The 25,533-nt window shown below is 64.1% G+C and carries 25 protein-coding genes; 13 read left to right on the forward strand and 12 right to left on the reverse strand.

Going from position 1 to position 25,533, the window contains the following annotated elements:
- Positions 1-23: 23 nt before the first annotated feature.
- The 3 genes from J3474_RS01075 to J3474_RS01085 all read left to right on the forward strand — a co-directional run bounded on the left by J3474_RS01075 (position 24) and on the right by J3474_RS01085 (position 2,000).
- Positions 24-749 (forward strand): Crp/Fnr family transcriptional regulator, encoded by a 726-nt coding sequence (locus tag J3474_RS01075; protein WP_207092804.1) that lies wholly within the window; start codon positions 24-26, stop codon positions 747-749.
- Positions 750-876: 127 nt separating this feature from the next.
- Positions 877-1,233, forward strand: a complete 357-nt coding sequence (locus J3474_RS01080) for a putative quinol monooxygenase (protein WP_207092805.1) — start codon at positions 877-879, stop codon at positions 1,231-1,233.
- Positions 1,233-2,000, forward strand: a complete 768-nt coding sequence (locus tag J3474_RS01085; RefSeq protein ID WP_207092806.1) for an SDR family NAD(P)-dependent oxidoreductase — start codon at positions 1,233-1,235, stop codon at positions 1,998-2,000. The genes J3474_RS01080 and J3474_RS01085 overlap by 1 nt, the downstream gene beginning before the upstream one ends.
- Positions 2,001-2,007: 7 nt before the next feature.
- Here J3474_RS01085 and J3474_RS01090 read toward each other — a convergent pair whose 3' ends face one another.
- The 4 genes from J3474_RS01090 to J3474_RS01105 form a co-directional block, all read right to left on the reverse strand.
- Positions 2,008-2,820, reverse strand: a complete 813-nt coding sequence (locus J3474_RS01090; protein ID WP_013832277.1) for a ThuA domain-containing protein — start codon at positions 2,818-2,820, stop codon at positions 2,008-2,010.
- A gap of 356 nt (positions 2,821-3,176) precedes the next feature.
- Positions 3,177-4,601 (reverse strand): efflux transporter outer membrane subunit, encoded by a 1,425-nt coding sequence (locus J3474_RS01095; RefSeq protein ID WP_013832278.1) that lies wholly within the window; start codon positions 4,599-4,601, stop codon positions 3,177-3,179.
- Positions 4,602-4,605: 4 nt separating this feature from the next.
- The gene (locus tag J3474_RS01100) at positions 4,606-7,761 is read right to left on the reverse strand and encodes an efflux RND transporter permease subunit (protein WP_207092807.1); all 3,156 of its coding nucleotides are present in this window, start codon (positions 7,759-7,761) and stop codon (positions 4,606-4,608) included.
- 6 nt (positions 7,762-7,767) lie between these two features.
- Complete coding sequence (locus J3474_RS01105; protein WP_242528159.1) at positions 7,768-8,928, reverse strand: efflux RND transporter periplasmic adaptor subunit; 1,161 nt, start codon at positions 8,926-8,928, stop codon at positions 7,768-7,770.
- A gap of 99 nt (positions 8,929-9,027) precedes the next feature.
- Between J3474_RS01105 and J3474_RS01110 the strand changes: the two genes are divergently transcribed.
- A complete protein-coding gene (locus J3474_RS01110; RefSeq protein ID WP_242528124.1) occupies positions 9,028-9,651 on the forward strand; it encodes a TetR/AcrR family transcriptional regulator in 624 nt (207 codons plus the stop codon).
- A gap of 2 nt (positions 9,652-9,653) precedes the next feature.
- On the opposite strand, the gene J3474_RS01115 is transcribed toward J3474_RS01110, so the two are convergent.
- Both J3474_RS01115 and J3474_RS01120 read right to left on the reverse strand, forming a co-directional pair.
- Positions 9,654-10,397 carry an enoyl-CoA hydratase/isomerase family protein gene (locus tag J3474_RS01115; RefSeq protein WP_207092810.1) on the reverse strand — a complete coding sequence of 248 codons (744 nt, stop codon included), beginning with the start codon at positions 10,395-10,397 and terminating at the stop codon, positions 9,654-9,656.
- Positions 10,398-10,545: 148 nt separating this feature from the next.
- Entirely contained in the window at positions 10,546-11,442 is an 897-nt protein-coding gene (locus tag J3474_RS01120) for a LysR family transcriptional regulator (protein ID WP_207092811.1), read from the reverse strand.
- A 95-nt stretch (positions 11,443-11,537) separates the two neighbouring features.
- On the opposite strand from J3474_RS01120, the gene J3474_RS01125 reads away from it, so the two are divergent.
- From J3474_RS01125 to J3474_RS01165, 9 genes are all read left to right on the forward strand, one after another.
- Positions 11,538-12,650, forward strand: coding sequence for an S-(hydroxymethyl)glutathione dehydrogenase/class III alcohol dehydrogenase (locus J3474_RS01125; protein WP_207092812.1), 1,113 nt, complete (start codon positions 11,538-11,540; stop codon positions 12,648-12,650).
- A gap of 21 nt (positions 12,651-12,671) precedes the next feature.
- Positions 12,672-13,055 carry a VOC family protein gene (locus J3474_RS01130; protein WP_207092813.1) on the forward strand — a complete coding sequence of 128 codons (384 nt, stop codon included), beginning with the start codon at positions 12,672-12,674 and terminating at the stop codon, positions 13,053-13,055.
- A gap of 4 nt (positions 13,056-13,059) precedes the next feature.
- Complete coding sequence (gene fghA, locus J3474_RS01135; protein ID WP_207092814.1) at positions 13,060-13,899, forward strand: S-formylglutathione hydrolase; 840 nt, start codon at positions 13,060-13,062, stop codon at positions 13,897-13,899.
- Positions 13,900-13,968: 69 nt separating this feature from the next.
- Positions 13,969-14,820 carry a formate/nitrite transporter family protein gene (locus J3474_RS01140; protein WP_207092815.1) on the forward strand — a complete coding sequence of 284 codons (852 nt, stop codon included), beginning with the start codon at positions 13,969-13,971 and terminating at the stop codon, positions 14,818-14,820.
- 45 nt (positions 14,821-14,865) lie between these two features.
- Entirely contained in the window at positions 14,866-15,723 is an 858-nt protein-coding gene (fdhD, locus tag J3474_RS01145; RefSeq protein ID WP_207092816.1) for a formate dehydrogenase accessory sulfurtransferase FdhD, read from the forward strand.
- A gap of 111 nt (positions 15,724-15,834) precedes the next feature.
- The gene (locus J3474_RS01150; protein WP_207092817.1) at positions 15,835-17,046 is read left to right on the forward strand and encodes a toxic anion resistance protein; all 1,212 of its coding nucleotides are present in this window, start codon (positions 15,835-15,837) and stop codon (positions 17,044-17,046) included.
- A gap of 6 nt (positions 17,047-17,052) precedes the next feature.
- Complete coding sequence (locus J3474_RS01155; RefSeq protein WP_207092818.1) at positions 17,053-17,748, forward strand: hypothetical protein; 696 nt, start codon at positions 17,053-17,055, stop codon at positions 17,746-17,748.
- Positions 17,749-17,826: 78 nt separating this feature from the next.
- On the forward strand, positions 17,827-19,098 hold the full coding sequence (locus J3474_RS01160; protein WP_207092819.1) for a Zn-dependent hydrolase: 1,272 nt from the start codon (positions 17,827-17,829) through the stop codon (positions 19,096-19,098).
- An 83-nt stretch (positions 19,099-19,181) separates the two neighbouring features.
- A complete protein-coding gene (locus J3474_RS01165) occupies positions 19,182-19,511 on the forward strand; it encodes a WYL domain-containing protein (protein ID WP_239000596.1) in 330 nt (109 codons plus the stop codon).
- Between the two features lie 83 nt (positions 19,512-19,594).
- Here J3474_RS01165 and asnB read toward each other — a convergent pair whose 3' ends face one another.
- The 6 genes from asnB to J3474_RS01190 form a co-directional block, all read right to left on the reverse strand.
- Positions 19,595-21,523, reverse strand: a complete 1,929-nt coding sequence (gene asnB / locus J3474_RS01170; protein ID WP_207092820.1) for an asparagine synthase (glutamine-hydrolyzing) — start codon at positions 21,521-21,523, stop codon at positions 19,595-19,597.
- A gap of 32 nt (positions 21,524-21,555) precedes the next feature.
- Positions 21,556-22,647, reverse strand: a complete 1,092-nt coding sequence (locus J3474_RS01175; RefSeq protein WP_041558779.1) for an aspartate carbamoyltransferase — start codon at positions 22,645-22,647, stop codon at positions 21,556-21,558.
- Positions 22,644-22,766, reverse strand: a complete 123-nt coding sequence (locus J3474_RS22860) for a hypothetical protein (RefSeq protein ID WP_007013532.1) — start codon at positions 22,764-22,766, stop codon at positions 22,644-22,646. The genes J3474_RS01175 and J3474_RS22860 overlap by 4 nt, the downstream gene beginning before the upstream one ends.
- The gene (locus tag J3474_RS01180) at positions 22,763-24,187 is read right to left on the reverse strand and encodes a sodium:solute symporter family protein (RefSeq protein WP_007013534.1); all 1,425 of its coding nucleotides are present in this window, start codon (positions 24,185-24,187) and stop codon (positions 22,763-22,765) included. Before J3474_RS01180 ends, J3474_RS22860 begins: the two co-directional genes overlap by 4 nt.
- Positions 24,177-24,563 (reverse strand): hypothetical protein, encoded by a 387-nt coding sequence (locus J3474_RS01185; protein WP_207092821.1) that lies wholly within the window; start codon positions 24,561-24,563, stop codon positions 24,177-24,179. Before J3474_RS01185 ends, J3474_RS01180 begins: the two co-directional genes overlap by 11 nt.
- 422 nt (positions 24,564-24,985) lie before the next feature.
- Entirely contained in the window at positions 24,986-25,456 is a 471-nt protein-coding gene (locus J3474_RS01190) for an Lrp/AsnC family transcriptional regulator (protein ID WP_007013536.1), read from the reverse strand.
- Between the last annotated feature and the right edge of the window lie 77 nt (positions 25,457-25,533).

The raw sequence follows: 25,533 nt of genomic DNA on the forward strand, positions 1-25,533 counted from the left end.
GTGTCTGCGACGGACGGGAGACGATGACGGCTACAATCACACATGGGGGCAGTAGTCTGCTTTCGGCCCTGCGGTCCGAGGATCGCGACTTACTCGATTCCCGCCTGGAAGAGTGCAGTTTCAGCTCCGGGCACGTGATCTACGATCCGGGCGATAACGTCGAATTTTGCTATTTTCCTCTGGGCTCAGCGCTGTGTTCCTATTTCGTCGAGCTGGACTGCGGCGTTGCGGTGGAAACCGTACTGATCGGCCGCGAAGGGGCGCTGGGCGGAGTCGTCAGTGCAGGCAGCCTGCCTTCCTATGCCCGCGCCAATGTCCTGCACGGCGGGCGCTTCCTGCGAATCGACTTGCGCGACCTCGAACGTCTCAAGCGGGAATCCTATGCGATTGCGCATCTCTTCGCCCGCTATGCCGATTGCCTGATGGCGCAGGTGTTCCAGTCGATCGCCTGCAACGCTGTCCACACCATCGAGCATCGCGCTGCGAAATGGCTCTCGGCGGCGGTGGAACGGACTGGCAGCCATGATGTGACGATGACGCAGGAACAACTCGCCTCGATGATGGGAATTGGCCGCAGCTATGCGAGCCGGGTCCTGCAGCGCTTCAAGCGCGACGGCATGCTGCGCACCCGACGCGGTGGGATAGAGGTGCTCGACCCCGAAGCGCTCGCCTCACGCGCGTGCACCTGCAACAAGCAGGTGGCCGGCCATTTCGACAAGGTTCTCGCCGGCGTCTATCCCGCACAATGAGCGCCGTGCCGCAGTCGGCGGCAGCTGCGCCTTTTGACAGTGCGCCTTCCCGGTCGGCTTGCCTTACGATTGCGCGAAGCGCGCGTTGCGGCACGCATGCGGGACAGAATGGGAAAGGACAGCTTCAATGCGTATCATCGTGGCCGGATGGCTTCGCTTCGGTGGCGGCGACGTCTGCGCGCAAGTCGTGCGCGGCGGGGCGCATCTCATTGCCCAGAGCCGCGAAGAGCAAGGCTGCGTCGCCTACAACTGGTCGGTCGATCCACTCGAGGAAGGGCTGATGCACGTCTACGAGGAGTGGGAGAGCGAACGCGATCTCCTGCGACACTTCAGGCACAGCTCCTATCTCGAAATGCGCGGACACCTGGAATCGTTTCAGCTGAGCGCCTTCGACATCAAGCTCTACTCGGTGGCCGGCACCGAGCCGGTCTATAGCGATACCGGTGAGCCGCGCTCGACCCTGTTCGGCGTGAGCCTCGACTGATGGGCCGGCTGCAGGACAAGGTGGCGCTGGTCACCGGGGGTGCGTCGGGCATCGGTGAAGCCATGGTCCGGCGGTTCGTTGCCGAAGGCGCCAGGGTCTGGCTCGCGGATCTCGACGAGAAGGAGGGCAAGCGCATTGCAGGCGAAGCCGGCGCCACCTTCGTGCGCCTCGATGTGGCCAGCGAGGCGGGCTGGGCCGAAGTCATGGGCCGGGTCCTTGGCCGCGATGGCCGCCTTGAAGTGCTATGCAACAATGCCGGGATCGTCCTCAACAAGCCGATCGACCAAACCGACCTGGCAGGGTGGGAAAGGATCATGGCGGTCAATGTCACCGGGCCGATGCTGGGTTGCCGTGCCGCGATTGCGGCCATGCGCGACCTGCCTGAAGGGCGTTGCGGATCGATCGTCAACACGGCCTCGACCACCTCGCTGCTCGGCCTTGCCTTCGATTCCGCCTATACGACGTCGAAACATGCCGTGGTCGGCCTTACCCGCTCGATCGCGGCCTGGTGCGCGCAGGAGAAGCTGCCGATCCGCTGCAATACGCTCCACCCGGGAACGACGCTCACCGCAATCCTTTCCGGACACATCGCCGCTGCGCCCGAACTCAAGGACGTGTTCGACGCAATGTCGCCGTTGGGACGCATGGCCGACCCGGCCGAGATCGCGAACCTCGCGCTGTTTCTGGCATCCGACGAAAGCAGCTATTGCACGGGCGGCATGTTTGTCGCCGACGGCGGCCTCACCGCCACGCACCCGGCGATGTAAGGCAGGCTCAGTCCCGTGCCTCGGGCGAGGCGACCCAGCGGATCGCGTTTTCCACCAGTCGGCGATAGACCGGATTGTCGTAAGTCGTCCGGTCGTCGCCCGGCTGGAGGTAGACCACCGGGCTGTTTCCCGACTTCAGCGTCCAGCCGATGAGGTCGCTGCCCGGCTCATGTTCCCAGCCCTGATTGTCGAACATGCGCCCTTCCATCGCGGCGGTTGCCGAGTGGAAGCCGTCGCGATCGAAGCGGTGATCGGCGCGCAGCAGCGGGGTCACGGAATCGGTGAAAATTTCGGCAAGGTAGAGTTCGTCCTTCATTGCGAAGCTGGCGGGAATGCCAGCCATCACCGGATGCGCGGTGGCGGTGACTTGCGCCGTGTACTCCACGCCGTGCCGATAGCCGGAATCGGGACGAAGCTGCCCGCGAACCTCGCGCGAGCGATATAGAAAAGTGCCGCCCAGCGCTTCGGCATAGTCGGGAAAGGCGGGCCATCCGGCCAATGCATGGTGCAGCGCGACGATGCCTTTGCCCTCTTCGAGCAGGGCGCGAAAGCCCTCCCGGAAAGCGTGTCCGGGGTCGATGAGGGCAGGCGGCTCGTGCGGCGCGTCGAAGTCGAGACCCGGCATGTCGTAGAGGACCAGGGCATCGTAAGGCGCCAACCCCTGCGGGTTCATGAGCTGCGAGGCAGCGGGTTGATCGACCATGGTTGCCGCAATTCCTTCCATGTCCTGGAAGATCGCATCGAACGCTGTGCGGTCGAAGGGATGCCCGCGCACTGCCACGAGGACCTGCAGCGGCGCGGAATAGCGGATCGTCGGCATCGGCACTCTCTTCTTCCGGGGCGATCCGCGCTGTCCCCGGCGGATTCGCTAGACCCATGTCCTAGCGCCGGCGCGCACAAGGCCCCACTGGCAAAAGTCCGGGGCGATCGGGTCCTTCACAGGGTACTGGTCATCGCGCCAAACTCGTGTTAGCCTTCAGCATTCACTGGATAATAAGTCCGGGAACTGGATGAGAGCTCCGGGAGAGGTTGATATGACGCTATTGGATTCCATCGGGAATCGCATTTGCATGGCAAGCAGCTGGCTCGGCGTTGCCTATATCCTGTACTGGCACCTGATGCGCTGACGGGCGCGGCGCAAGCCGCGGTTTCTCAAGCTTTCTGAGCGGGCATCGGTTATTTGAGGCCTCCGCCAAGAGCGCGGTAAAGCTCTATGGCATTCGCGCCGCGCACTAATCGCGTGGCTATCAGGGACTGCTCGGCCGCGTAGTAGCTGCGCTGCGAATCGAGAGTGGTCAGGAAATTATCCACCCCCTTGCTGAAACGCGCCTGCGACAGTCGGTTGGCGACTTGCGCATTGTCGCGCAGTGAAACCTGCGCATCGAGCTGCTCGTCGATGGTGCCTCGCCGCGCGAGTGCGTCGGCGACTTCGCGAAACGCGGTCTGCACGCTCTTCTCGTACTGGGCGACCATCGCATCGCGGGTGGCCTTGGCATAGCGCAGGTTGCCGGCCCTCTTGCCGAAATCGAAGATTGGAAGACTTGCGGAGGGTGCGACCGACCAGGTCTCGCTGCCGGACTTGAACAGGTTCGACAGCCCGAGGCTCATCGTTCCCAGGGCGGCCGTGAGCGAGATCTGCGGGAAGAAGGCCGCGCGCGCCGCGCCGATGTCGGCATTGGCACCGATCAGCTGGTGTTCGGCAGCGGCAATGTCGGGGCGTTGCAGCAGGACGGTGGAAGGCACATTGGCGGGCAGTTGGCCGATGGTCGCACCATTTCCAGGCAGGGCGGCGGGCAGCGTGGCCGGGTCGAGGCTCGTCCCGGCAAGCAGTTCCAGCGCATTGCGGTCCTGCGCAACCTGCGTCGTCAGCGCGGCGATGTCCGAACGCGCCTGATCGCGGCTCGTGCGGGCCTGGCTCACTTCGAGCTGCGATGCGACGCCTGCCTTGAAGCGCGCTTCGGTCAGCGCGACGGTTTCGTCATAAGCCTGCGCGGTTCTGGTTGAGAAGGCGAGGCTCTCGCTATCTGCCGCAAGCGTTAGCCAGGCCGAAGCGACTTCGGCGACGAGCGCGACTTGCGCCGCATCGCGGTTCGCCTGCGCGGCGAAGAAGTCTTCCTGCGCGGCCTTCGTCAGATTGCGTACCCTGCCGAAGAGGTCCAGCTCCCAAGCGGAAACGCCAAGCGAAGCCGAGTAGTTGTCCATTCGCCCCGCACCGCCGCCATTGACCTGGCCCGCCGCCGCAAAGGGTAGCTTCTGGTAGGTCGCGCTGCCGCTGGCGGCAACGCCGGGCAGAAGGTCGGCGCGCTGGACCTTGTAGAGCGCTCGGGCCTGCTCGACATTGGCCAGCGATACGCGCAAGTCGCGATTGCTGGCCAGCGCCGTGCGGATCACTTCACGCAGCCGTTCGTCGGTAAAGAAGTCTTCCCAGGCGGTGCTTGCCAGATCCTGCGCAGAGCCCTGCAATGCGGCGTTATCGTAAGCAGCGCCGGAGGGGCTGTCCGCCGGAACCGGCAGGTCCGGGCGCACGTACTTGGGAGCCATGTTGCACCCGGCGAGAGCCAGGGCGCTGCAAAGCCAGAGCGATCGGGTTGCGCGGTTCATCGGATCAATCCTGCTCGAGAGGTGCATCGTTGGTGGCAGCGGCGTGCGCTTCGCGGTTCGGCTGGTCCTGGCGGAAGATCCGCTTAACGACGAAGAAGAACAGCGGCACGAGGAAGACCGCCAGGACCGTCGCCGATAGCATGCCGCCCACGACCGACCAGCCGATGGCATTCTGTCCGCCGGCGCCCGCTCCGCTGGAAACCGCGAGCGGCAGCACGCCGAAGATGAATGCGAACGAGGTCATGAGGATCGGGCGCAGGCGCAGCTTGGCGGCCTGCAGCGCGGCTTCGGCGGCGCTGAGGCCATCGCGCATCTTTTCCTCGGCGAATTCGACGATGAGGATGGCGTTCTTGGCCGAGACGCCAATCGTCGTGATCAGGCCCACCTGCAGGTAGATGCCGTTGGCAAGGCCCACGAAGGTCGCGGCAAGCAAGGCGCCCACGACGCCCAGCGGCACCACGAGGATGACTGCGATCGGCACCGACCAGCTCTCGTAGAGCGCAGCAAGGCACAGGAACACTACCAGCAGCGAAAGCGCGTAGAGCATCGGGGCCTGGCTGCCCGACAGCTTTTCCTCATAGGAGATGCCGGTCCATTCGTAGCCGATGCCGGGCGGAAGCTTCGCTGCCAGCTCTTCCATCGCCTGCATCGCTTCGCCGGTGCTGTAGCCGGGGCCGGCGGAACCGAGTATCTCGACCGAGGAGACGCCGTTGTAGCGCTCGAGGCGAGCCGGACCGTAGCCCCACTCGGTTGAGGAGAAGGATGCCAGCGGGGCCATCTCGCCGCCGCTGCCGCGTACGAACAGATTGCCGAGCGATTCGGGCGTCGTGCGGAATTCGGAGTCGGCCTGCACGTAGACGCGCTTGACGCGGCCACGGTCGACGAAGTCGTCGACGTAGCTGCCGCCGAAGCCGGTGCTGAGTGTCGTGTTGATGTCCGGGATCGAAAGGCCGAAGGCGCCCGCGGCTTCCTTGTCCACGTCGAGCTTGAGCTGGGTAGTGTCCTCGATGCCATTGGGGCGCACCATTGCGAGGCGCTTGTCCTGCGCGGCCATGCCGAGCAGTTGGTTGCGCGCGGCAATCAGCGCCTCGTGGCCGAGGTTGGCCTCGTCTTTGAGTTCGAAGTCGAAGCCGGTGGCATTGCCCAGCTCCGTCACTGCCGGCGGGGCGAACGCGAAGATCTGGCCGACGCCGAGCTTGTGGAAGGCAACGTTGGCACGCTCGGCCAGCGCGGTGACGCCCATGCCCTCGCCCTCACGTTCTTCCCAAGGGCGCAGCTTGATGAAGGCGATCGCCACGTTCTGGCTCTGTCCGGCAAAGCCGAAGCCGCCGATGCTGAGCATCGAATCGACCACGTCCTTCTCTTCGTTGAGCAGGTAGTCGGTCATGCGGTCCACGGTGCGCTGGGTTTCTTCCATGGTCGTGCCCGAGGGCATCATTGCCTGAGCGAAAAGGAAGCCCTGGTCTTCATCGGGCAGGAAGCCGCCGGGGAGGCGCCAGAACAGCACGCCCATGCCAACGACGATCATCGCGTAGACGGCCAGTGAGCGCTTCCAGTTGCGTTCCACCCGGCGCAGGCCGTTGCTGTAGCGCTCGACGCCGCGGTCGAACGTGCGGTTGAACCAACCGAAGAAGCCGCCGCGTTCGCCATGGTCCTCGCGCGAGGGCTTGAGGATCGTCGCGCACAGGGCCGGGGTCAGGATCAGCGCGACCAGAACCGAGAGCACCATGGAGGAAACGATGGTGATGGAGAACTGGCGGAAGATGACGCCGGTGGAGCCGCCGAAGAATGCCATCGGCAGGAACACCGCCGACAGCACGAGGCCGACACCGACCAGCGCGCCGCTGATCTCGTCCATCGATTTGCGCGCGGCTTCCTTCGGACTGAGCCCCTCGGTCTGGATCAGGCGTTCCACGTTTTCGACCACGACGATGGCGTCGTCGACCAGCAGGCCGATCGCCAGCACCATGCCGAACAGGGTCAGGGTGTTGATGGTGAAGCCGGCAGCCAGAAGGATGGCAAAGGTGCCCAGCAGCACGACCGGGACCGCGATCGTCGGGATGAGCGTCGCACGCCAGTTCTGCAGGAACAGGAACATCACCACGAAGACGAGGATGATCGCCTCGATCAGTGTGTGTTCGACCTGGCTGATGGAAAGCTCGATGAAGGTCGAGTTGTCGACCGGGTACTCGATGCGGATGTCGGCCGGGAACTGCTTGGAAACTTCTGCGACCGCCGCCTTCACGCCTTCGACAGTGTCGAGCGCATTTGCGCCGGGGGCGAGCTTGATCGCCAGCGCGGCGGCCTGCTTGCCCTTGAAGCGGGCAAGGAAGCTGTAGTTGTCGGCGCCGATCTCGACGCGGGCGACGTCGGAAAGGCGCACGTTGGCGCCGTCGCTGTCGGTGCGCAGCAGGATATTGCCGAACTGTTCGGGGGTTTGCAGGCGCGACTGCGCGGTAACCGTTGCGTTGAGCGCCTGTCCTTCGGGTGCAGGGAGGCTGCCGACCTGGCCGGCGGAAATCTGGGCGTTCTGCGCCTTGACCGCGGCAGTGATGTCCGAGACCGTCACCTTGAGGTTGGCCATCTTGTACGGATCGAGCCAGATGCGCATGGCATAGGGAGCGCCGAGCAACTGGGTATCGCCGACGCCGTCGACACGGCTCACCGGGTCCTGCAGCTTCGAGGAGATGAGATCCCCGATGTCGACCTGGTCGTGCGATCCGTCATCGGAATAGAGCGCCATGACGATGAGGAAGTCCTTGGCAGCGCGCGCCACGCGCACGCCTGAACGCTGGACGTCCTCGGGCAGCAGGGGTGTGGCCTGTGCCAGCTTGTTCTGGACCTGGACTTGCGCGGTATCGGGGTCGGTGCCCTGGTCGAAGGACAGCGTGATCGCGAGGTTGCCCGCCGAATCGCTCGTCGACGAGAAGTAGCGCAGGTTGTCGATGCCCTTCATCTGCTGCTCGATCACCTGCGTGGTGGTGTTCTCGAGCGTCTGGGCATCGGCGCCGGGATACGTCGTGCTGACCGTCACCGCCGGCGCGGCGATGGTCGGGAACTGGGCGACCGGCAGAACCCGCAGGGCGATGATGCCCGCGAGCATGACGACAATGGCGATGACCCAGGCGAAGATGGGTCTGTCGATGAAATAGCGCGACATGACGGATCAGCGCCTTTCGGCGACGGTTGCAGTCTTGGTCTTGGTGCGGTCAGGCGTCCTGGCGGCCGTGACCTGCTGCGGGGCCCCGGGAGTGACCGTGGTGCCGGCCTGCAGGCCGGAGAGTCCTTCGACGATAAGCCGGTCGCCGGGCTTCAGGCCTTCGGTGACGAGCCACTTGTCCCCGATCGGGCGTTCTGCCTTGACCTGGCGCATCTCCACCTTGTTCTCGGCGTTGACCACCAGCGCCGTGGCGCGTCCGCGCGGGTCGCGGCTGATGCCCTGCTGCGGGGCGAGGATGGCGTTCTGCTTCTCCCCCTCGACGAGCCGGGCCCGCACGAACATGCCGGGCAGCAACAGGCCGTCCGGGTTGGGGAAGGTGGCGCGCAGGGTGACGCTGCCGGTCTCGGGATCGACCGAAACTTCGGCGAATTGCAGCCTGCCTTCGATGGGATAGGTCTTGCCGTTGGGCAGGATCAGCTTGACGCGGGCGCTGTCACGGCTCTCCCGCGAGAGGCCGCCGCTTGCCAGCGCTTCCTTGAGGTCGAGGATCTGCGCAGCGGACTGGGTCACGTCTACGTAAACGCTCTGGGTGCTCATGATCGTTGCCAGCGGATCGCTCTGGCCGGTCTGGACCAAGGCGCCGCGGGTATAGAACGATCGGCCGATCCGCCCGGAGATGGGCGCGCGGATGCGCGTGAATTCCAGGTTGACGCGGGCCGAATCAACGGCCGATTTTTGCGCCGCAACATTGGCTTTCGCCTGCTGCGCGGCCGCTAGCGCATTGTCGTATTCCTGCTTGCTGACCGCATTGATCGTGACAAGGTCGCGAAACCGATCGGCCTGCAGCTGGGTCGATCCCACGGTCGCCCGGGCGTTGGCAAGATTGCCCTGCGCGGTGCCCAGCGCGGCCCGGTACGGTGCGTCCTCGATCTCGTAAAGGATCTGTCCGGCCTTCACGTAGCTGCCCTCCGCGAAGAGACGCTTGCGGATCACGCCGCTGATCTGGGGGCGAACCTCCGAAGTTTCAGAGGCTTGAATTCGGCCCGGGAGGTCCGTCGTCAGTTCCACCGCTTGCTCGGCAAGCTTGACGACGCCGACCTTCGGCGCCGGGGGCTGCGGCTGTTCTGACGAGCTGCAGCCGGCCAGAAGGGCCAGTGCGAGCACCATGGAGGAGGCGTTCTTAAAGGTCATGTTCACCTTGGGGGGATCAAGGAAATCCGGAATGAACGTTCATTCCGCTTGCAGCCCTCTAAACACTCTGCCAATGTGGCGTCAAGCGAATTGGAGGGGAAATTGGCTGGCGATTGTGCAGTGCAGCAGAAATTGAGTGCGGAGGACAAGGTGGTCTTCGCCGCGCGCAAGTTGTTTGCGGAAAGGGGGTTTCACCAGACGGCCATGGCCGATCTGGCGAAAGAGGCCGAAGTCAGCGTCGGTGCCATCTATCGCGTGTTTCCCAGCAAGCAGGACATCATCCGCGCAATTATTCAGGCCGATACCGCGCGCCTGCTTGTCGAACTTACCTCCGACGTCTGCCGCATTCGCAAAGGCGAGGCGTCCATCGGAGCCGTGCTGGAGGAAATGATTGTCCGCTGTAGCGTCGAGAAGGATTCGGCGCTGATCCACGAGGTGCTGGCCGAAGGGCATCGCAATCCGGAAGTGGCCGAGGCCGTCCGCGCCATCAACCTGCAGTATCGCGCGATCTTCCGCGAAATGGCCCTCGTCGCCAATCCCGATCTGAGCGAACCAGAACTCTACGGTGCCGAAGAACTGCTGCTCGCCTGCCTGTTTTCTTCCGGTCACCGCGAGTTGACGAGCTGCCGCCTCAGTGCGCGGGAATCCGCTCGGCTGGTGACCAGTCTGATCCTGCGCGGGCTCGGATCAGAAACGTAAGGTCATGAGCGCCGGCGAGCCACGAACGCCGCGGCGCGTTCCTCGAATTCGGGTGCGGTGAAGGCTGCTGCGAAGAGGTCGAGCGAGCCCCGGTCGTCCTCGATCTGTCCGTCGCGGGCCCAGCGGATCATCTGCTTGAGGCCCTTGAGGCTGTAGGTGGCATTGGCGGTGATCGAGGCGGCAAGGGCATGGGCGCTTTCGGCCAGTTCCTCGACCAGACCGATGCGCAAGGCTTCTTCGGCGTCGATCAACGCGCCGGTGTAGAGCAGGCGACTGGCCTGTCCGGGGCCGACGAGATCGACCAGCAACCGGGTGTCGTGCAGCGGGTAAACGATGCCCAGCTTGGCCGGCGTCACTCCGAAGCGGGCGCGCCGCGCCGCCAGGCGCATGTCGCAGGCAAGTGCGAGGCCCAGCCCTCCGCCGATGCAGTCGCCATCGACGAAAGCGATGGTCGGCATGGGGGCGCGTGTCAGCTCGTATTGGGCGCGGTTGATCGCCGCCTGGTTGGCCGCGAGCCAGTCTGGGTTGGCGCGGTTGTCGAGCATCTCGGAAATATCGGCCCCGGCGCAGAACATGCCCGGGTGGCTGCCGGTCAGCACCATGACCTTTATGGCGCTGTCGCCCGCTGCTTCCGCGACCAGTTCCGGCAGGCGCGCCCACATGTCCTGTCGAAACGCATTGCGGCGCTCGGGCCGGTCGATCTCGATGCGGGCGACGGCGCCTTCGCGGACGAGGTGTAGGGACATGAACGAGCTCCGGCTGGTGGATTCAGGACCTGGGAGTGGTCCATAGAAGTTCGCGATATTGCCGTCACCCCGGACTTGACCCCGGACTTGGTCCTGACGCCCCCTTTTGCGGAGGCGACGGTCGCGGGCGGGGATAGCCGCAGCGGGCTCAGGCGACGAGGCCGCTGGCCGTGGCGAGATATGCGGGCAGGCTCGTGCGCAGGGCTTCGACCATGGCGCTGACCTTGGGCGAGAGGTGGCGGCGCTGCGGATAGACGGCCCAGATTGGCTCCTCCTCGGGGTTGAGATCGGGCAGGACGGGTTCAAGCCGGCCTTCGCTAAGGTGATTGCCGAGATAGAAGCGCGGGACCTGGCAGATGCCCATGTCTGCGAGCGCCGCCTCGATCAGCGCATTGCCGCTGTTGCAGCGCCAGCGCCCTTGCGGGCGGAACGTCGCGTTGCCCTTGAACAGCCACTGCGCACTCGATCCCACGAGGCACTCGTGCCGGCGCAGGTCCTCGATGTCCGCAGGCCGACCGCGGCGGCAGAGATAGGCCGGAGAGGCAAGGGTGATCAGTGCGCGCGAGGCCACCCGCGTGGCGACGAGGCGGGAATCGTTGAGTTGGCCGGTACGGATCGCAAGGTCGTAGCCATCGGCGATGAGGTCGACGACGGCATTGTCGAGATCGAGCGTGACCGTCAGCGACGGGTAGGCGGTCGACAGCTCGCGCACGATCGGCGCCACGAATTTCTCGCCCAGCGCATAGGAGCAGGTGATGCGCAAGTGTCCGCTCGGTTCGCCTTGCGAGGCGATGGCGGCGATGGCCTCGTCGCGCTCCTCGATCAGGCGCTTGCAGGTCTCGAGAAAGATCTGCCCCGTCTCGGTCAGGCGCAGTGAGCGGGTGGTGCGGTGCAGGAGCTGGGCCTGCAAGCGGCCTTCCAGCCGAGCGAGCGAGCGGCTCATGTGCGTCACCGAGGCGCCATAGGCCTGCGCCGCGGCCGTGAAACTGCCCAGACGTGCGACCATCGCGAACTCTTCGATACCGTCCCAGTTGGCCAGCACCATTATCCCCTTGCTGTGATAATCCTTTTCCTGCGGGGCGCTTTATCACAGTACCTGTGAGTCCTACAAAGCGCTTCGATCAAGAGGAGTTTGCGCACATGAAGACCCGCGCCGCAGTCGCTTTCGAAGCGAAGAAACCGCTGGAAATCGTCGAAGTCGACCTGGAAGGCCCCAAGGAAGGCGAAGTCCTGGTCGAAATCATGGCGACCGGCATCTGCCACACCGACGCCTACACGCTCGACGGACTCGATTCCGAAGGCATCTTTCCCTCGATCCTGGGCCACGAAGGCGCCGGTATCGTGCGTGAAGTCGGCCCGGGCGTCACCAGCGTGAAGCCGGACGATCACGTGATTCCGCTCTACACGCCGGAATGCCGCCAGTGTAAGTCGTGCCTCTCGGGCAAGACCAACCTGTGCACCGCGATCCGTGCGACGCAGGGGCAGGGCCTGATGCCCGACGGTACCAGCCGCTTCTCCTACAAGGGTGAGAAGATCTTCCACTACATGGGCTGTTCGACTTTCTCGAACTTCACCGTCCTGCCCGAGATCGCCGTCGCCAAGATCCGCGAGGACGCGCCGTTCCAGACCTCGTGCTACATCGGCTGCGGTGTCACCACCGGCGTTGGCGCAGTGACCAACACCGCCAAGGTACAGGTCGGCGACAACGTCGTCGTCTTCGGCCTGGGCGGTATCGGCCTGAACGTGATCCAGGGCGCCAGGCTGGCCGGTGCCAACAAGATCATCGGCGTCGACATCAACCCGGACCGCGAGGACTGGGGCCGCAAGTTCGGCATGACCGAGTTCCTCGACGTGAAGGGCATGAGCCGCGAGGACACCATCGCCAAGGTCCTGCAGATGACCGACGGAGGTGCGGACTACACTTTCGATTGCACCGGCAACACCGAAGTGATGCGCACGGCGCTCGAATGCTGCCATCGCGGCTGGGGTGAATCGATCATCATCGGCGTTGCCGAAGCGGGCAAGGAAATCGCCACCCGTCCGTTCCAGCTCGTCACCGGTCGCGTCTGGAAGGGCACGGCTTTCGGCGGCGCGAAGGGCCGCACCGATGTGCCCAAGATCGTCGACTGGTACATGAACGGCAAGATCCAGATCGACCCGATGATCACCCACGTCCTTTCCCTTGAAGAAATCAACAAGGGTTTCGATCTGATGCACGCGGGTGAGAGCATCCGCAGTGTAGTCGTCTACTAAGCTTCAAGAGGGGATAGCCCGATGTTCACGCATGTCATGGTCGGCTCCAACGACCCCGCGAAGGCCAAGCAGTTCTACGACGCGACCCTGGGTGCACTGGGGATCGGGGAAGGAATGACCTTCGGCGATCGCGTTTATTACCAGAGCCCGACCGGCGCTTTCGGCGTTGGAAAGCCGGCCGACGGCAATGCGGCGTGCCATGCCAATGGCGGGACGATCGGCTTCGCCGCGGCCACCAAGGAGGCTGTCGACGCCTTCCACGCGGCCGGCCTTGCCAATGGCGGTAGCGACGAAGGTGCGCCGGGAAGGCGCGCGCAGGCCCCCGGCAATGCTTATGGCGCCTACTTGCGCGACCCTTGCGGCAACAAGATCTGCGCCTTCACCCAGTTGCCCGAGGGCGAGTGACGCAGTGACTCTGGAAACCGTTTCGAACAACAAGTCCTTCGGCGGCGTCCAGGGCGTCTATCGGCACCAGTCCGCGCAGACGAAGACGGAGATGACATTCTCTGTCTTCGTCCCGGACCATGCGCCGGGCGCGAAACTTCCGGTGCTGTGGTATCTTTCGGGGCTGACCTGCACCCATGCCAATGTCACCGAAAAGGGCGAATTTCGCGCCGCCTGCGCAAAGCATGGCGTGATTTTCATCGCTCCCGATACGTCGCCGCGCGGCGACGACGTGCCGGACGATGAGGCTTATGACTTCGGCAAGGGCGCAGGCTTTTACGTCGATGCGACGCAGGAGCCCTGGGCGAAGAACTTTCGCATGCGCTCCTACTTCGAACAGGAACTTCCCGCACTGATTGCCGCGAACTTCCCGGTCGACACGAGCCGACAGGGCATCACCGGCCACTCGATGGGTGGCCATGGTGCGCTCACCATCGGCCTGCGCAATGCCGGGCGGTTCCGCTCGGTAAGCGCCTTTTCGCCGATCGTCTCGCCCTTGTCATGCCCCTGGGGCGACAAGGCGCTGACCGGCTACATCGGCGGCGACCGTGCGAACTGGCGCGAATACGATGCCTGCGCCCTGATAGAGGACGGCGCTCGCCTGCCCGACCTGCTGGTCGACCAGGGCACGGCGGACGGCTTCCTCGAGGAACAGCTGCGCACCGATCTGCTCATCCAGGCCTGCGAGAAGACGGGCCAGCCGGCAACGATCCGGATGCAGGAAGGCTACGACCACTCCTACTACTTCATCTCGACGTTCATGGCCGAGCATGTCGACTGGCATGCCGAGCGCCTGAAAGCCTGACCGGAAGGGAACATCGCGGGAAGCTGAGACGTTTCTTCCGGGCAATCCGCCGGAGGAACCAGACGCGCGATGACCCATCCCGATCGTGAGGACGTGAGCAGGGAGCTCGCGCAGGACGAGGCCGGGCTGAGCCGCCGCGAAAGGTCGAAGGTCAAGGACAGTCAGCGGCTTTCGGCCCTGACTGTCTTTTCCGTCATCCGGCGCGAGGGCGAAGAGGAATTGCACCGCCCCGCCGCTTCCCTGTGGTGGTCGGGCATTGCCGCGGGTTTCGGCATCTCCACGTCTGTCCTGTGCCAAGGCCTGCTTTACGACGCATACGAGGGCCATCCCCAGCGCGAGATCATTGCTGCGTGGGGCTATGCGATGGGCTTTATCCTTGTCGTGCTATCGCGGCTCCAGCTTTTTACCGAAAACACCCTGAGCGTCGTCCTGCCGCTGCTGGCCGGACCGAGCGGTAAGCGGCTCTACCGCACGGGGCGGCTCTGGCTGATCGTTCTGCTGGCGAACATGATCGGGACGATGGCGAGCGCGATCATTGCCGTCACGATCGGTTCGCCGGACAGCGAATTGATCGCCGCGATGCTCGCGGTGTCGCGCCATGCTGCGGAGAGCCGGGGCATGGAAGCCCTGCTTAACGGGGTTCCGGCCGGCTTCTTCGTGGCTGGCATCGTCTGGATGCTGCCCAGTTCCAAGGGCTTTGAAATCATCGTCGTCGGCCTGTTCGCGTGGCTGATCGCGGCGGGTGGATTCACCCACGTGATCGCCGGGTCGACCGAGATGTTCATGCTGGCGCTGCATGGCGACATGAGCTTCGGCGAGGCGATTGGGCTGCACCTTTTGCCGACCCTGATCGGTAACGTCATCGGCGGCACGGGGCTGTTCGCCCTGCTGGCCTACGGCCAGATTCAGGCGGAGATCTGAGCTTTCGGGCATGGCCTTTCGCGGCCCAGGGCCTATCACGGTGCCATGAGTGATGATCACAGGAACGGAACGGCCTGCGGGGCCCCGATGGGCGCAGCCCTGATCGACGCGGAGCGCAACCCTTATGCGACAGGCGCCGGCGAGCCGTGCGAAGTTGCCATTCCGGTGGAATCGCCCATCGCCATCGAGACCAACGGGATTGCCTATGCCGTGATGATGGCAACTCCGCTCGATATCGAGGATTTCGTCACCGGTTTCCTGATGGCGGAAGGTCTCGCGCAGGCCGGTGAAGTCGGCGAGGTGGCGGTCCACCGTGTCGAGAACGGCGATTGGGGCGAAGGCTTCGTCGCGCGGGTGAACCTGCCGGAGGCGCGGCTTGGCCCCATTCTCGAACGCGCCCGCCGCCGTGTGGGCGACAGTTCCTGCGGGATCTGCGGGATCGAGGGTGTCGAAGCCGCCTTGCGTCCGCTGCCGCGGTTGCCCGCCGCGTCGCCCGTTCGTCCCGAGGCTATCCGCAGCGCGCTTGTGGCCTTGCGCGAGCGGCAGGACCTGGGAAGGCGGACTTCGGCAACGCATGCCGCAGCTTTCAGTGCTATTGACGGAACCGTCCAGCTCGTGCGCGAGGATGTCGGCCGCCACAATGCGCTCGACAAGCTGGTCGGCGCGATGGCGCGCGAGGGCATCGATCCGGGGCAGGGCTTCATCGTCGTCACCTCGCGCTGTTCCTATGAACTGGTCGAGAAGGCGGTGCGCGCAGGGTGCTCGCTGCTGGTGGCGATTTCCGCGCCGACCGACCTTGCGGTGCGCCGGGCCCGGGCCTCGGGGCTGGACCTTGCCGTGGTGGCCCGGGACGACACGATGCTTTGGATCGGCGCAGGCGAGGAGGAATCGAGCAAGCGTTGACGCGATCCGACCAAGGGCGGCGACCGGGCCCTGTTTTCCTTGTACTCGGCCGGCAGCAAACCTAACTTCACAGCGACTTGGTGCATTCCGCAGGCAAGAAGGTGACAGTAGATGGCGCTAGCGACGGATCAGGCTTCTGAAGAGCTCAAGCTGACTCCACCCGATCCGGTGCCCGTCGTGAAGCCCGAGAGGGCCGCCGGTCTCGTGCCGGTCGACGAGGAGCAGAAGTCCCGCCTGCAGGTGCGTGTCGATGAATTCGTCGAGGATCTGGTTGCCCAGGATTCCAACTCACCCGAGTTCGGCCGCCGGGTCGACCAGATCACCAACATGGGCCGCAAGGAAATCGCCGAGGCGGCCGGGCAGTCCAACCGTTTCCTCGACCGCCCGATCCGGGCGATGGACGAGACGAGCGGCGTCGGCGCGGATCTTGCCGAACTGCGGCGCACGGTGGAAGATCTCGACCCGTCCACGAAGGGTGACCTCACGACGCGCCGCAAGATCTTCGGGATCATCCCGTTCGGCAGCAAGCTGCGCAACTATTTCGACAGCTACAAGTCCGCGCAAAGCCATATCAGCGCGATCCTTGCGCGCCTGCAGGGGGGTAAGGACGAACTGCTGATGGACAATGCTGCCATCGACGTCGAGCGCCAGAACCTGTGGAAGGCGATGGGCAAGCTCGAACAGATGGTGTTCATGTCAAAGGCCCTCGACGAGACGCTCGAGCAGAAGGCGGCGGATCTCGATCACACCGATCCGGCCAAGGCCAAGGCCCTGCGCGAAACCGCGCTGTTCTACGTCCGCCAGCGCACGCAGGACCTGCTGACGCAGATGGCAGTCACGGTGCAGGGCTACCTGGCGCTGGACCTTGTGAAGAAGAACAACGTCGAGCTGATCAAGGGCGTGGATCGTGCCTCGACCACCACGGTCGGCGCGCTTCGCACTGCGGTCACCGTCGCGCAGGCGATGACGAACCAGCGTCTCGTGCTCGACCAGATCACCGCGCTCAACACGACGACCGCCAACATCATCGATGCCACCGGGCAGATGCTGAAGGACAACACCGCCCAGATCCACCAGCAGGCGGCCAGTTCGACGATCCCGCTGGAGACGCTCAGCCGCGCCTTCCAGAACATCTACGATACGATGGATTCGATAGACACGTTCAAGCTGCAGGCGCTCGACAGCATGAAGCAGACGGTCACTTCGCTGGAAGGCGAGATCGGCAAGTCGAAGGCCTATATCGCCCGCGCGCAGGGCCAGTCCGAAGGGGCGGCATCGGGAGACGGCAAGGCGGCAAAGTCGATGCTGGAGGCCCTGGACTAAGCCGCGATGGCGCGAGGCCGTTCCCCCGTCCAGCAGGAGATCATCCGTGCCGCCCGCAGGCAGCGCGCGGCGCGGCTCCACCATGCGCGCAAGGAACGCTGGCGCTTTCGCTGGCGGCGTATCCGCCGCGCCTTCCTGGCGCTGGCGGCCATCCTGGTCGCGGCAATCGGCACCGGTATCTTCATGGATGGCCTGTCCGACACGACCTGGCTGTTGACGATGCTGCTGGGTTTCATCGTCTTCGTGGTCCTGTCCATCTACCCGGCAACGCCCCGGCCCAGGGCCGACCAGCTTTCGGGCGTCGAACTGGCCGAACTGGCGGGATCGACCGAACTGTGGCTGGAGGCCCGCCGCCGGGCGCTGCCCAATGCCGCCATCGACGCCATCGACATGATCGGTGTGCGCCTCGAACAGCTCGCGCCGCAGCTGGCCACGCTCAACGAGAACGGACCGGCCGCGCGCGAGGTGCGCAAGTTGCTCGCCGAACATCTGCCCGGGCTCGTCGACAGCTATACCCGTATCCCGCCGGCCCTGCGCAACAAGGAGCATGCCGGGAGCACGCCGTCCGAACAACTCGTCGACGGGCTGTGCGTAATCGCTGACGAGATCGAGGCGATGAGCCATGACCTGTCGCGCAATGACCTCGACGCACTGGCGACACGCAACCGTTTTCTGGAAACGAAGTATATCGACCAGGGCTGAGACGAGTCCGAGCCGGGGGTTGCCCCCTTGGCTTTGAAGGCGTTACCCTCGCGTCACGCAAAACAAGAAGGAGGACGCGTGGCCCAGGTTGATATCGAACGGATCGAGCGAGACATCACCGCCGTATCGAGGTTCGGTTTCAACGAGGCTGATCGCGGCGTCTACCGACAGGGCTTCTCCCCGGAGGACATGGCCGCCCGGGCGTGGCTGCGCGAGCAGTTCGAGAGCCTGGGCATGACCCACGAGATGGACGGTGCAGGCAACGTCATCGGTCGCTACGGCCCTGCGGACAAGCCCGCAGTGGTGATCGCCTCGCACCTCGATTCCGTCCCGGCCAGCGGCATGTTCGACGGCGTTCTGGGCGTGATCGCCGGGCTTGAGGTGGTTCGCACGCTCAAGGAGAACGGCGTCGAACCCGCCTTTCCGGTCGAAGTCATCGCCACCAGCGAGGAGGAAGGCCGCTTCGGCGGGATGCTCGGCGCGCAGGCACTGTCCGGGCACCTGACCCGCGAATGGCTGGACAGCGCGGCTGACGAGCATGGGCTGATGCTGCGCGACGCCATGGCAGCAGTCGGCCTCGATCACCTCAAGGCGCTGCACGCCTATCGTCGGCCCGAAACGATCCGCGCCTTTCTCGAACTCCACGTCGAGCAGGGGCCGGTGCTCGATACGGAAAAGATCACCATCGGCATCGTCGAGGGCATTTCCGGCGTCTTCAAGTGGAAGGTGCGGCTCATCGGCAAGGCCGACCACGCCGGGACCGCGCCGATGGACATGCGCGCCGATGCGCTGATGGGCATGGTCGATTTCGCCCATGAAATCCCGCGCATCATCGACGAGGAGGGCACCGACAAGAGCCGCGTCACCATCGGCCATGTCGCCTGCAAGCCGGGCTTTCCCCACACGGTTCCGGGCGAAGTGGACTTCACCATCGTCGGGCGTGACCTCGATCACGAAAAGATGAAGGCGCTGGCGGAAGCCTGCGAGCGGGTGCTTTCAGCGATTGCCCGCAAGCACAAGCTGCATTTCGAGTACGAACAGATGTCCTGGCTCGAGCCCGCCTATTGCGACCGCGCGATCATGGGCCTGATCGAGGACAAGACCAGAAAGCTCGGGTACAGCTACAAGATCATGCCTTCGGGCGCCGGGCACGATGTCCAGTTCTTCTGCGAACATACGCGGGCCGGGCTGTTCTTCGTGCCGAGTGTCAAGGGCGTAAGTCACGCACCGGACGAATGGACGCACTGGTCCGACATCGAGCGCGGGACTCAGCTGCTCTACGAATGCGTCACCGAACTGGCCTGCAACGAAGCCGTCTTGCCCGAACGCGGGGAAGTGGTGGGCGGCTGACAGCGATTGAGTTGCGTCATGCGCAAGACATATGGCATAGAATGCAACTTGATACGAAGGGGTGAATTCGTCATTTTGCTGCAATGCAAAACGCTACTATGACTACGGTGTCGCCAGAACGATCGATTATTGAGGCCATTGCCCTCAAGCGCCTTATCGTTGCCATGTACAATGGCAGCGAGATGGAGCTTGCCCCGCATCAGCTTTTCGAGCGGCACGGCGACCTTTTCGTGAGCGCGCTCAATCCGCGCAAGAACTGGCGCAGCGACGAGGAACGTCGCCTTGGCCACTTCAAGGTCGATGGCCTGTCAAATGTGTCCGTGACCGAAGAAGTCTTCGAGCCGCTGCCGAACTTCGACGGTTCCCTGCCGCGCCCCGACGACAAACAGCTTTTCGCCGTAGGTACCGACTGACCGGTTCCAGTTCGACGGGAAGGTAGCGACCTACTGGCAGGGGATTGACCTTGACGGTCAATCCCGGCGTGTTTTTTCGAACCTCAGATCAGCTCCTCCATCGCGTGCAGTGCGATGGCGTGATTGAGGATGATGTCCTTGCGCGTGTTCTGCGCGTGATCGTCTGACTTGCGGTATTCCTCGATCGAGGCGCGCATCTTTGCCTCGTCGAAAATCCCGTGCGAGGCGATCTTTTCCGAGGACAGCCACTTCTCGATCAGCTTGTCGATCTCGGCCGCCTTCTTCACGTCGGTATGCGCCGGGGGCGCCATGAAGGCGAACTTTTCGCGCTTGTAGAGCACTTCGGGCAGGACGTGCTTCATCGCCTCGCGCACGACCCATTTCTCGACTCCGTCGCGCACGCGCACATGCGGCGGGATGCGCATGGCCAGTTCGGCCACGTGGTGGTCGAGGAAGGCCGGGCGGCTTTCCAGCGAGTTGGCCATGTCGACGCGGTCGCCGCCCCAGTTGAGGATCTGGCCTTCCAGCATGGTCTTGATCCAGGAATACTGGACCTTGTCGAGCACGTGGCGCCCATCAAGCATCGACTTGTCGAGGCTGTAAGCGATGGCGGCGATGGGATCGTAGTCGCCGAGCCTTGCCTTGAACTCGTCGGAAAGCAGCGGCTTCACGCGCTCAAGGGTGAGCATCCAGGGCTGGATCCAGCTCGGCGTGAAACCCATGACTTCCTCGAAAGCGGGGTGGCTGATCGTCTCTTCGGCGAGGACCGAGCCTGAGAAGATGGCATTGCGCTTGCGCATCTCCTCAGCCGCAGGCGTCGCGGCATAGTCGGGATCGTGAAGAAACAGGTCGGCCTTGAACTGGGCATAGCCGCCGAACAGTTCGTCCGAGCCTTCTCCGGTGATCACGACCTTGTAGCCGACGTCGCGCACGTGCTTGCTCATCAGCATCTTGGCGACGCCCAGCGTGTTGTAGAACGTGCGCTCCGAGAACATCACCGCGTCCTCGAAGTTCTTGCCGTAGAGGTCCTCTGCCTTGACCCGCAGGATGTCCTGGTCCGCGCCGACCTTTTCCGCCATTTCCGTGGCGATATGGGCCTCGTCGTAGCGGTCGTCGTCGAACGAGATGGTGAAGGCCTTGACCGGCGACTGCTGGATCGCCGCGGCCATGCCCAGGATCGAGCAGGAATCGATGCCGCCTGAAAGATAGCAGGCCACGGGAACGTCAGCCTCCAGCCTGAAGGTGATGGATTCCACCAGCTTTTCGCGCACGGCCTCGATGTGCTCGTCGTCCGAGCGGACGTCGTGGTGCCCATCGAGCGGGAACTCGGCGTCCCAGTAGCGCTTCTGCTCAACCTCGAAGCCGTCGCCCTTGCGGGTGACGATCAGCATGTGCCCGGGCAGCACGGCCTGGATGTCCTTGTATAGCGTCATGCCCGGCACCATGACCTGCATCATCTGGTGCAGCTGGGCCTTGGGGCACACTTCGCGCGGCACGTCGGGATGGGCCAGCATGGCCTTCATCTCGCTGCCCCAGAAGAAGCCATTGGGACCGCTGTGCCAGAACAGCGGCCGGATCCCGAAGCGGTCGCGCACCAGGATCAGCTGTTCCTTCTTTTCATCGAAGATCGCGAAGGCGAATTCGCCGCGCAGCTGTTCGACGAAATCGAAGCCGTGCTTGCGGTAGAGCTTGAGCGCGATCTCGCTGTCGGACTTGGTGGTGAACTCGAAGCCGTCGGTGCGCAGCAGGCCGCGCAGGCGCTTGTAGTCGTAGAACTCGCCATTGGCGGTCAGGACGAGGCCTGCGTCCTTGTCGAAGATCGGCTGGTCGCCGGCATTGAGGCCGATGATCGAGAGGCGGGTGTGGATCATGGCGAGGCCATGGTCCGGATCGAAATGGAAGCCGCGCCCGTCCGGGCCGCGGTGGTAGAGGCGGTCGGCCATCTTCTCGGCCAGCTTCGGGGTGTTGTCGGAGTAGCCCCTGGGGCTCCACAGTCCGGCAATGCCACACATCGTCGTTGTTTCCTTGGTTCTGGGCCCGCCGGTCAGGCGAGGAGTTCTGCAGGCACGACTTCCGCGACCCGACCGAAAATCGCGAGCAGCAACGCCTGGCGGATCCAGACGGCGCCGTCGGCCTGATTGAAATAGAGGTTGTGCTGGGTGTCATCGAGGCTGACGTCGAGTTCCTCGCCGCGCGCCAGCGGGTGGAGGATGACCGTGTCGTCCTTCAGCCTGCTCTTGTCGTTGAGCGAGAAGGCATCCCCGAAGAAGCGATAGCCGTCGCCCAGGTAGGCAATGGCGTTCATGTAGATGACGTCGAGATACTCGAGGCTCTGTTGCAGGTTCTGCGAGAAGTCGATGCCGATCGGGCTGTTCTTCGTCAGTTCGCGCAGTTCCTCGCCGAGCGGGTCGGCCATCTCGGAAAAGATGGTGATGTGGTTGATGTTCTCGTGGAACAGCAGCGCCAGCATCAGGAACGACTTCACCGTGCGCATGTTGCCCGGCGTGCCGATGATGCCGATGTTGAGACGGAACTTCTCCGGCAGGCTGGCCCACGCGATCTCGGGCCGCCACTTGAGCAGTGCGTACCAGTCGGCCAGCGCCTGCGTGGGATGTTCGTCGGAGCCGTTGCCGCCGTTGAGCAGGGGCACGCGCAAGTACTCGCACATTTCGCTCACGGCCGATTGCTCGGTGTGCCGCACCACGACGACGTCGGCGTAGGAATTGAACATCTGGCCGATGTCGCGCATCGATTCGCCCTTGGCGACGCCGGTGGTCTTGCCGTCGGCGACGCTGATCGTCTTGCCGCCGAGGTGGAGCATGGCGCTTTCGAAGGAAAGCCGGGTGCGGGTGCTGGGTTCGAAAAAGGCCGCGGCCATGATCTTGTCGTCCATGGCACGGCCGACTTCGAACCGCTTGAGCTGCAGGTAGGCCGCGAACTTGGCCAGTTCGCACAGCAGGTCCTTGTCGAACTGCGCGGCGGAGAGCACCGATGCACCGCGCAACTGGTCCAGCACGTGCAGCTTGAGCTTGGGCGATTTCGCGATGAAGTCGACCGGGTTCGGGCAATTGCCGATCTTGCCCGGGCGCTTGACGATGGCGGGGGCGTGGTCGACCCGCGATGCCGGCAGGGTCACCAGATCTCTCCCCGCGCGATGTCGCGGATGAGCAGGGCGCCCAGTCCCAGCGCGGTGACGGCGCACCATGCCAGCGAGCCATAGACGAGAACGGACAGGAATTGGGTCGAGAAGGTCATTCAGCCTCCCTCAGCAGGGCCCAGTCGAAACGGGTCTTGGACAGGGCGCTGCAGGCCAGCACCCAGATCATGGAGACGGCAGTGGCGATCAAGGATGCCACGTAGAAGCCGATAGCGAAATAGAAGAACAGGCCGACGCCGGCGCCCAGCAGCATCCCGCCGACTGCGCCGGTCGTGTTGGCGCGGCGCCAGTAAAGACCGGTGACGATCGGCCAGATCATCGAGCCGACCAGGGGGCCGGCAAAGAACAGTACCGTCGCCAGCGTGCCGATGCGCGGCAAACATACCGCCCAGGTGAACAGACCGAGCCCCAGCGTTACCCACTGCGCCATCTTCTTGAGCGTCTCGGGATGGGCGGCAGGCCGGAACATGCGACGATAGACGTCCTCGGTCATCAGGTCTGCGGTTGCCGCCAGCAGGCTGTCGATGCTGGAGGCGAGCGAGCAGAACACGATGATGAAGATGCCGATGGCACCGGCTTCACCCAGCACTTCGGCGACGACCAGCGGGCCCACCATGTCGGCGGCGGGCACCGGCACGTTGAGCGCGCCGGAGGCCAAAGCGACGAAACCGGCCGCGAAGGGGATCGGGAACCAGATCAGGCCGCCCAGCGCAAAGGCCTTGCCCGCCACGCCCTCCCGAAAGGCGAAGGCGCGGCTCCACCACACGTTGTTGTGAAAGACCTCTCCCAGCCCGAACAGCAGGTTGTTGAAGATCGCCATGATCGCCGCCGGGAACAGCACGTCGAGCAGGGCAGGGCGCTCGGCGGCGAGATTGGAGTGGATCTTCTCGACCGGGACGTGCGAGAGCACCGCCACGCCGACAATGACGATGCCCACGATGATGATCAGGCTCTGGATGAAGTCCGTGCCGATCACCGCGGCTAAACCGCCGCGCATCGTATAGAGGACGCAAACGCCCAGGATCACCGACATGCCCCAGGCATAGGGGATGCCCGATAGCGTATTGAGCAGGATGCCGCCGGCCATCGCCATCGAAACCAGCCAAGTCAGCGAGTAGAACAGGGTGAAGATGAGGAACACCGCCCAGGCGACGCGGCCGTAGCGCAGGCGGAAGAAGTCCCCGCTGGTATAGCCGTTGGGCATCAGCTTGCGGATGCGGCCTGCCATCGGCGCGAAGAGCAGCAGGCCGATCGCCGCCGTCGAGTAGGCGAGCATGCCCCATACGCCCAGTTGCAGGGCGAATTGAGGGGCCAGCATCGTCGTGTTCGAGGTGATCCAGGTCGCCGCTGCCGTTGCCGATCCCAGCGCGAGGCCGATATTGCGCCCGGCCAGGGCATGATCCTCGAAGCTCTTGTTGCGGCGGCCCCAGTAAATGCCGAGGCCGATCCACAGCACGCTGAAGGCGGCGAGCAGGGCCCATCCGACGCCGGCCGGAAGGAGGGCGGCTTCACTTGTCATCGCGCGCTCCCCGGAAGATCACCGCGACCGTGGCGATGAAGACGAGGAAGCCGATTGCGGTCAGGATCAGCGCCTGGGTCAGCGACTGGTGCGTGACCGTGAGCTTGAGCGGCGCAGATTGCGCCCCGGTCTCGTCGCGCAGCGTAAAGTAATACGTTCCGCCGGAGAGTCCGGAAAGGAACAGCGCATGGTTCGGGCCTTCGTAGATCGTCCGGGCGTCGGAAAGATCCGCCTTGCGCGCCTGCTGGATGACAACCTCGCCCGAAGCGTCCCAGTCCAGCTTGGTATAGCCGGTGTCGCTGGAAAGCGGTTCGTTGGCAGAGAAGGACGGAGCCGGTGCAGCGATTGCGGCAGCAGGGATGGCCGACACGGCCATGGCTGCCGCGATCAGGGTGCCGGACAGCCGCAGGTGACGCGGCTTGCGCGGGGTTTCGCGCCGGATTGCACGAGGGGAAAGCGATCGACTTGCGGAGGTCAGTCGGGGCCTCCGGTCTAGGGACTTTCGCGTAGGGATTGTTCTTTTACCGTCCTGCCGGCCGCACTGCCGGTGCTCGTGCTGGTTACTCCTAGTAATATGGGGTGCTTATCAGATCGAAATATATAACTGAACCACCGACGGCCAGAAATTCGTGCATGTCTCCGAAACCGTGACTTTCATGCTTGTCACATCGACGATTCATTGCTCTGTTGCGATGACCTGAGGCAGCCTTGCCGACTGTCGGTTCTGGCCAGCGGAATGTATCGCGCGGCCGTGCAGCGCATGGGTATTATTTTACCGTCGTTCGGGCAATTTCCCGGTCAGCTGTTGGCGTCCTTGACCGTTTCCATCGCCACGAAAGTCGATGTGCTAGACACGTGGGGCAGGCTGGAGATCTTTTCGCCCAGCACGATGCGGTAGCGACGGATGTCAGCCGTGCGGACCTTGAGCAGGTAGTCGAAGCTGCTGGCGATCATGTGGCATTCCTCGACTTCCGGCAGGCGCCGTACTGCCGCGTTGAATTCGCTCAGCGCCTGCTCGCGCGTGTCCGACAGTTTCACCTCGGTATAGGCGACGTGATCGAGGCCGAGGCTGGCCGGGTCGACGACGGCACGAAAGCCCCGGATGACCCCGGATTCCAGCAGGCGGCGCAGGCGCACCTGGCAGGGCGTCTTGCTGATTCCGACTTCCCGCGCGAGGTCCGTCACGGTCATGCGCCCGTCCTCCCGCAGTGCTGCGATGATTTTTCGATCCGTTCTATCCAGATCGACCTCTTTGTCGGTCAAAGTCATTCATATGGCCTAAAATTGTCCTGATAATTGGGAAAATAGATCTTCCGATGGCATCTGAAAAGGCAGATTGCCGCATT

This window comes from Novosphingobium sp. PY1 (genome assembly GCF_017312445.1).
In the GTDB taxonomy this organism is placed as follows: Bacteria; Pseudomonadota; Alphaproteobacteria; order Sphingomonadales; family Sphingomonadaceae; genus Novosphingobium.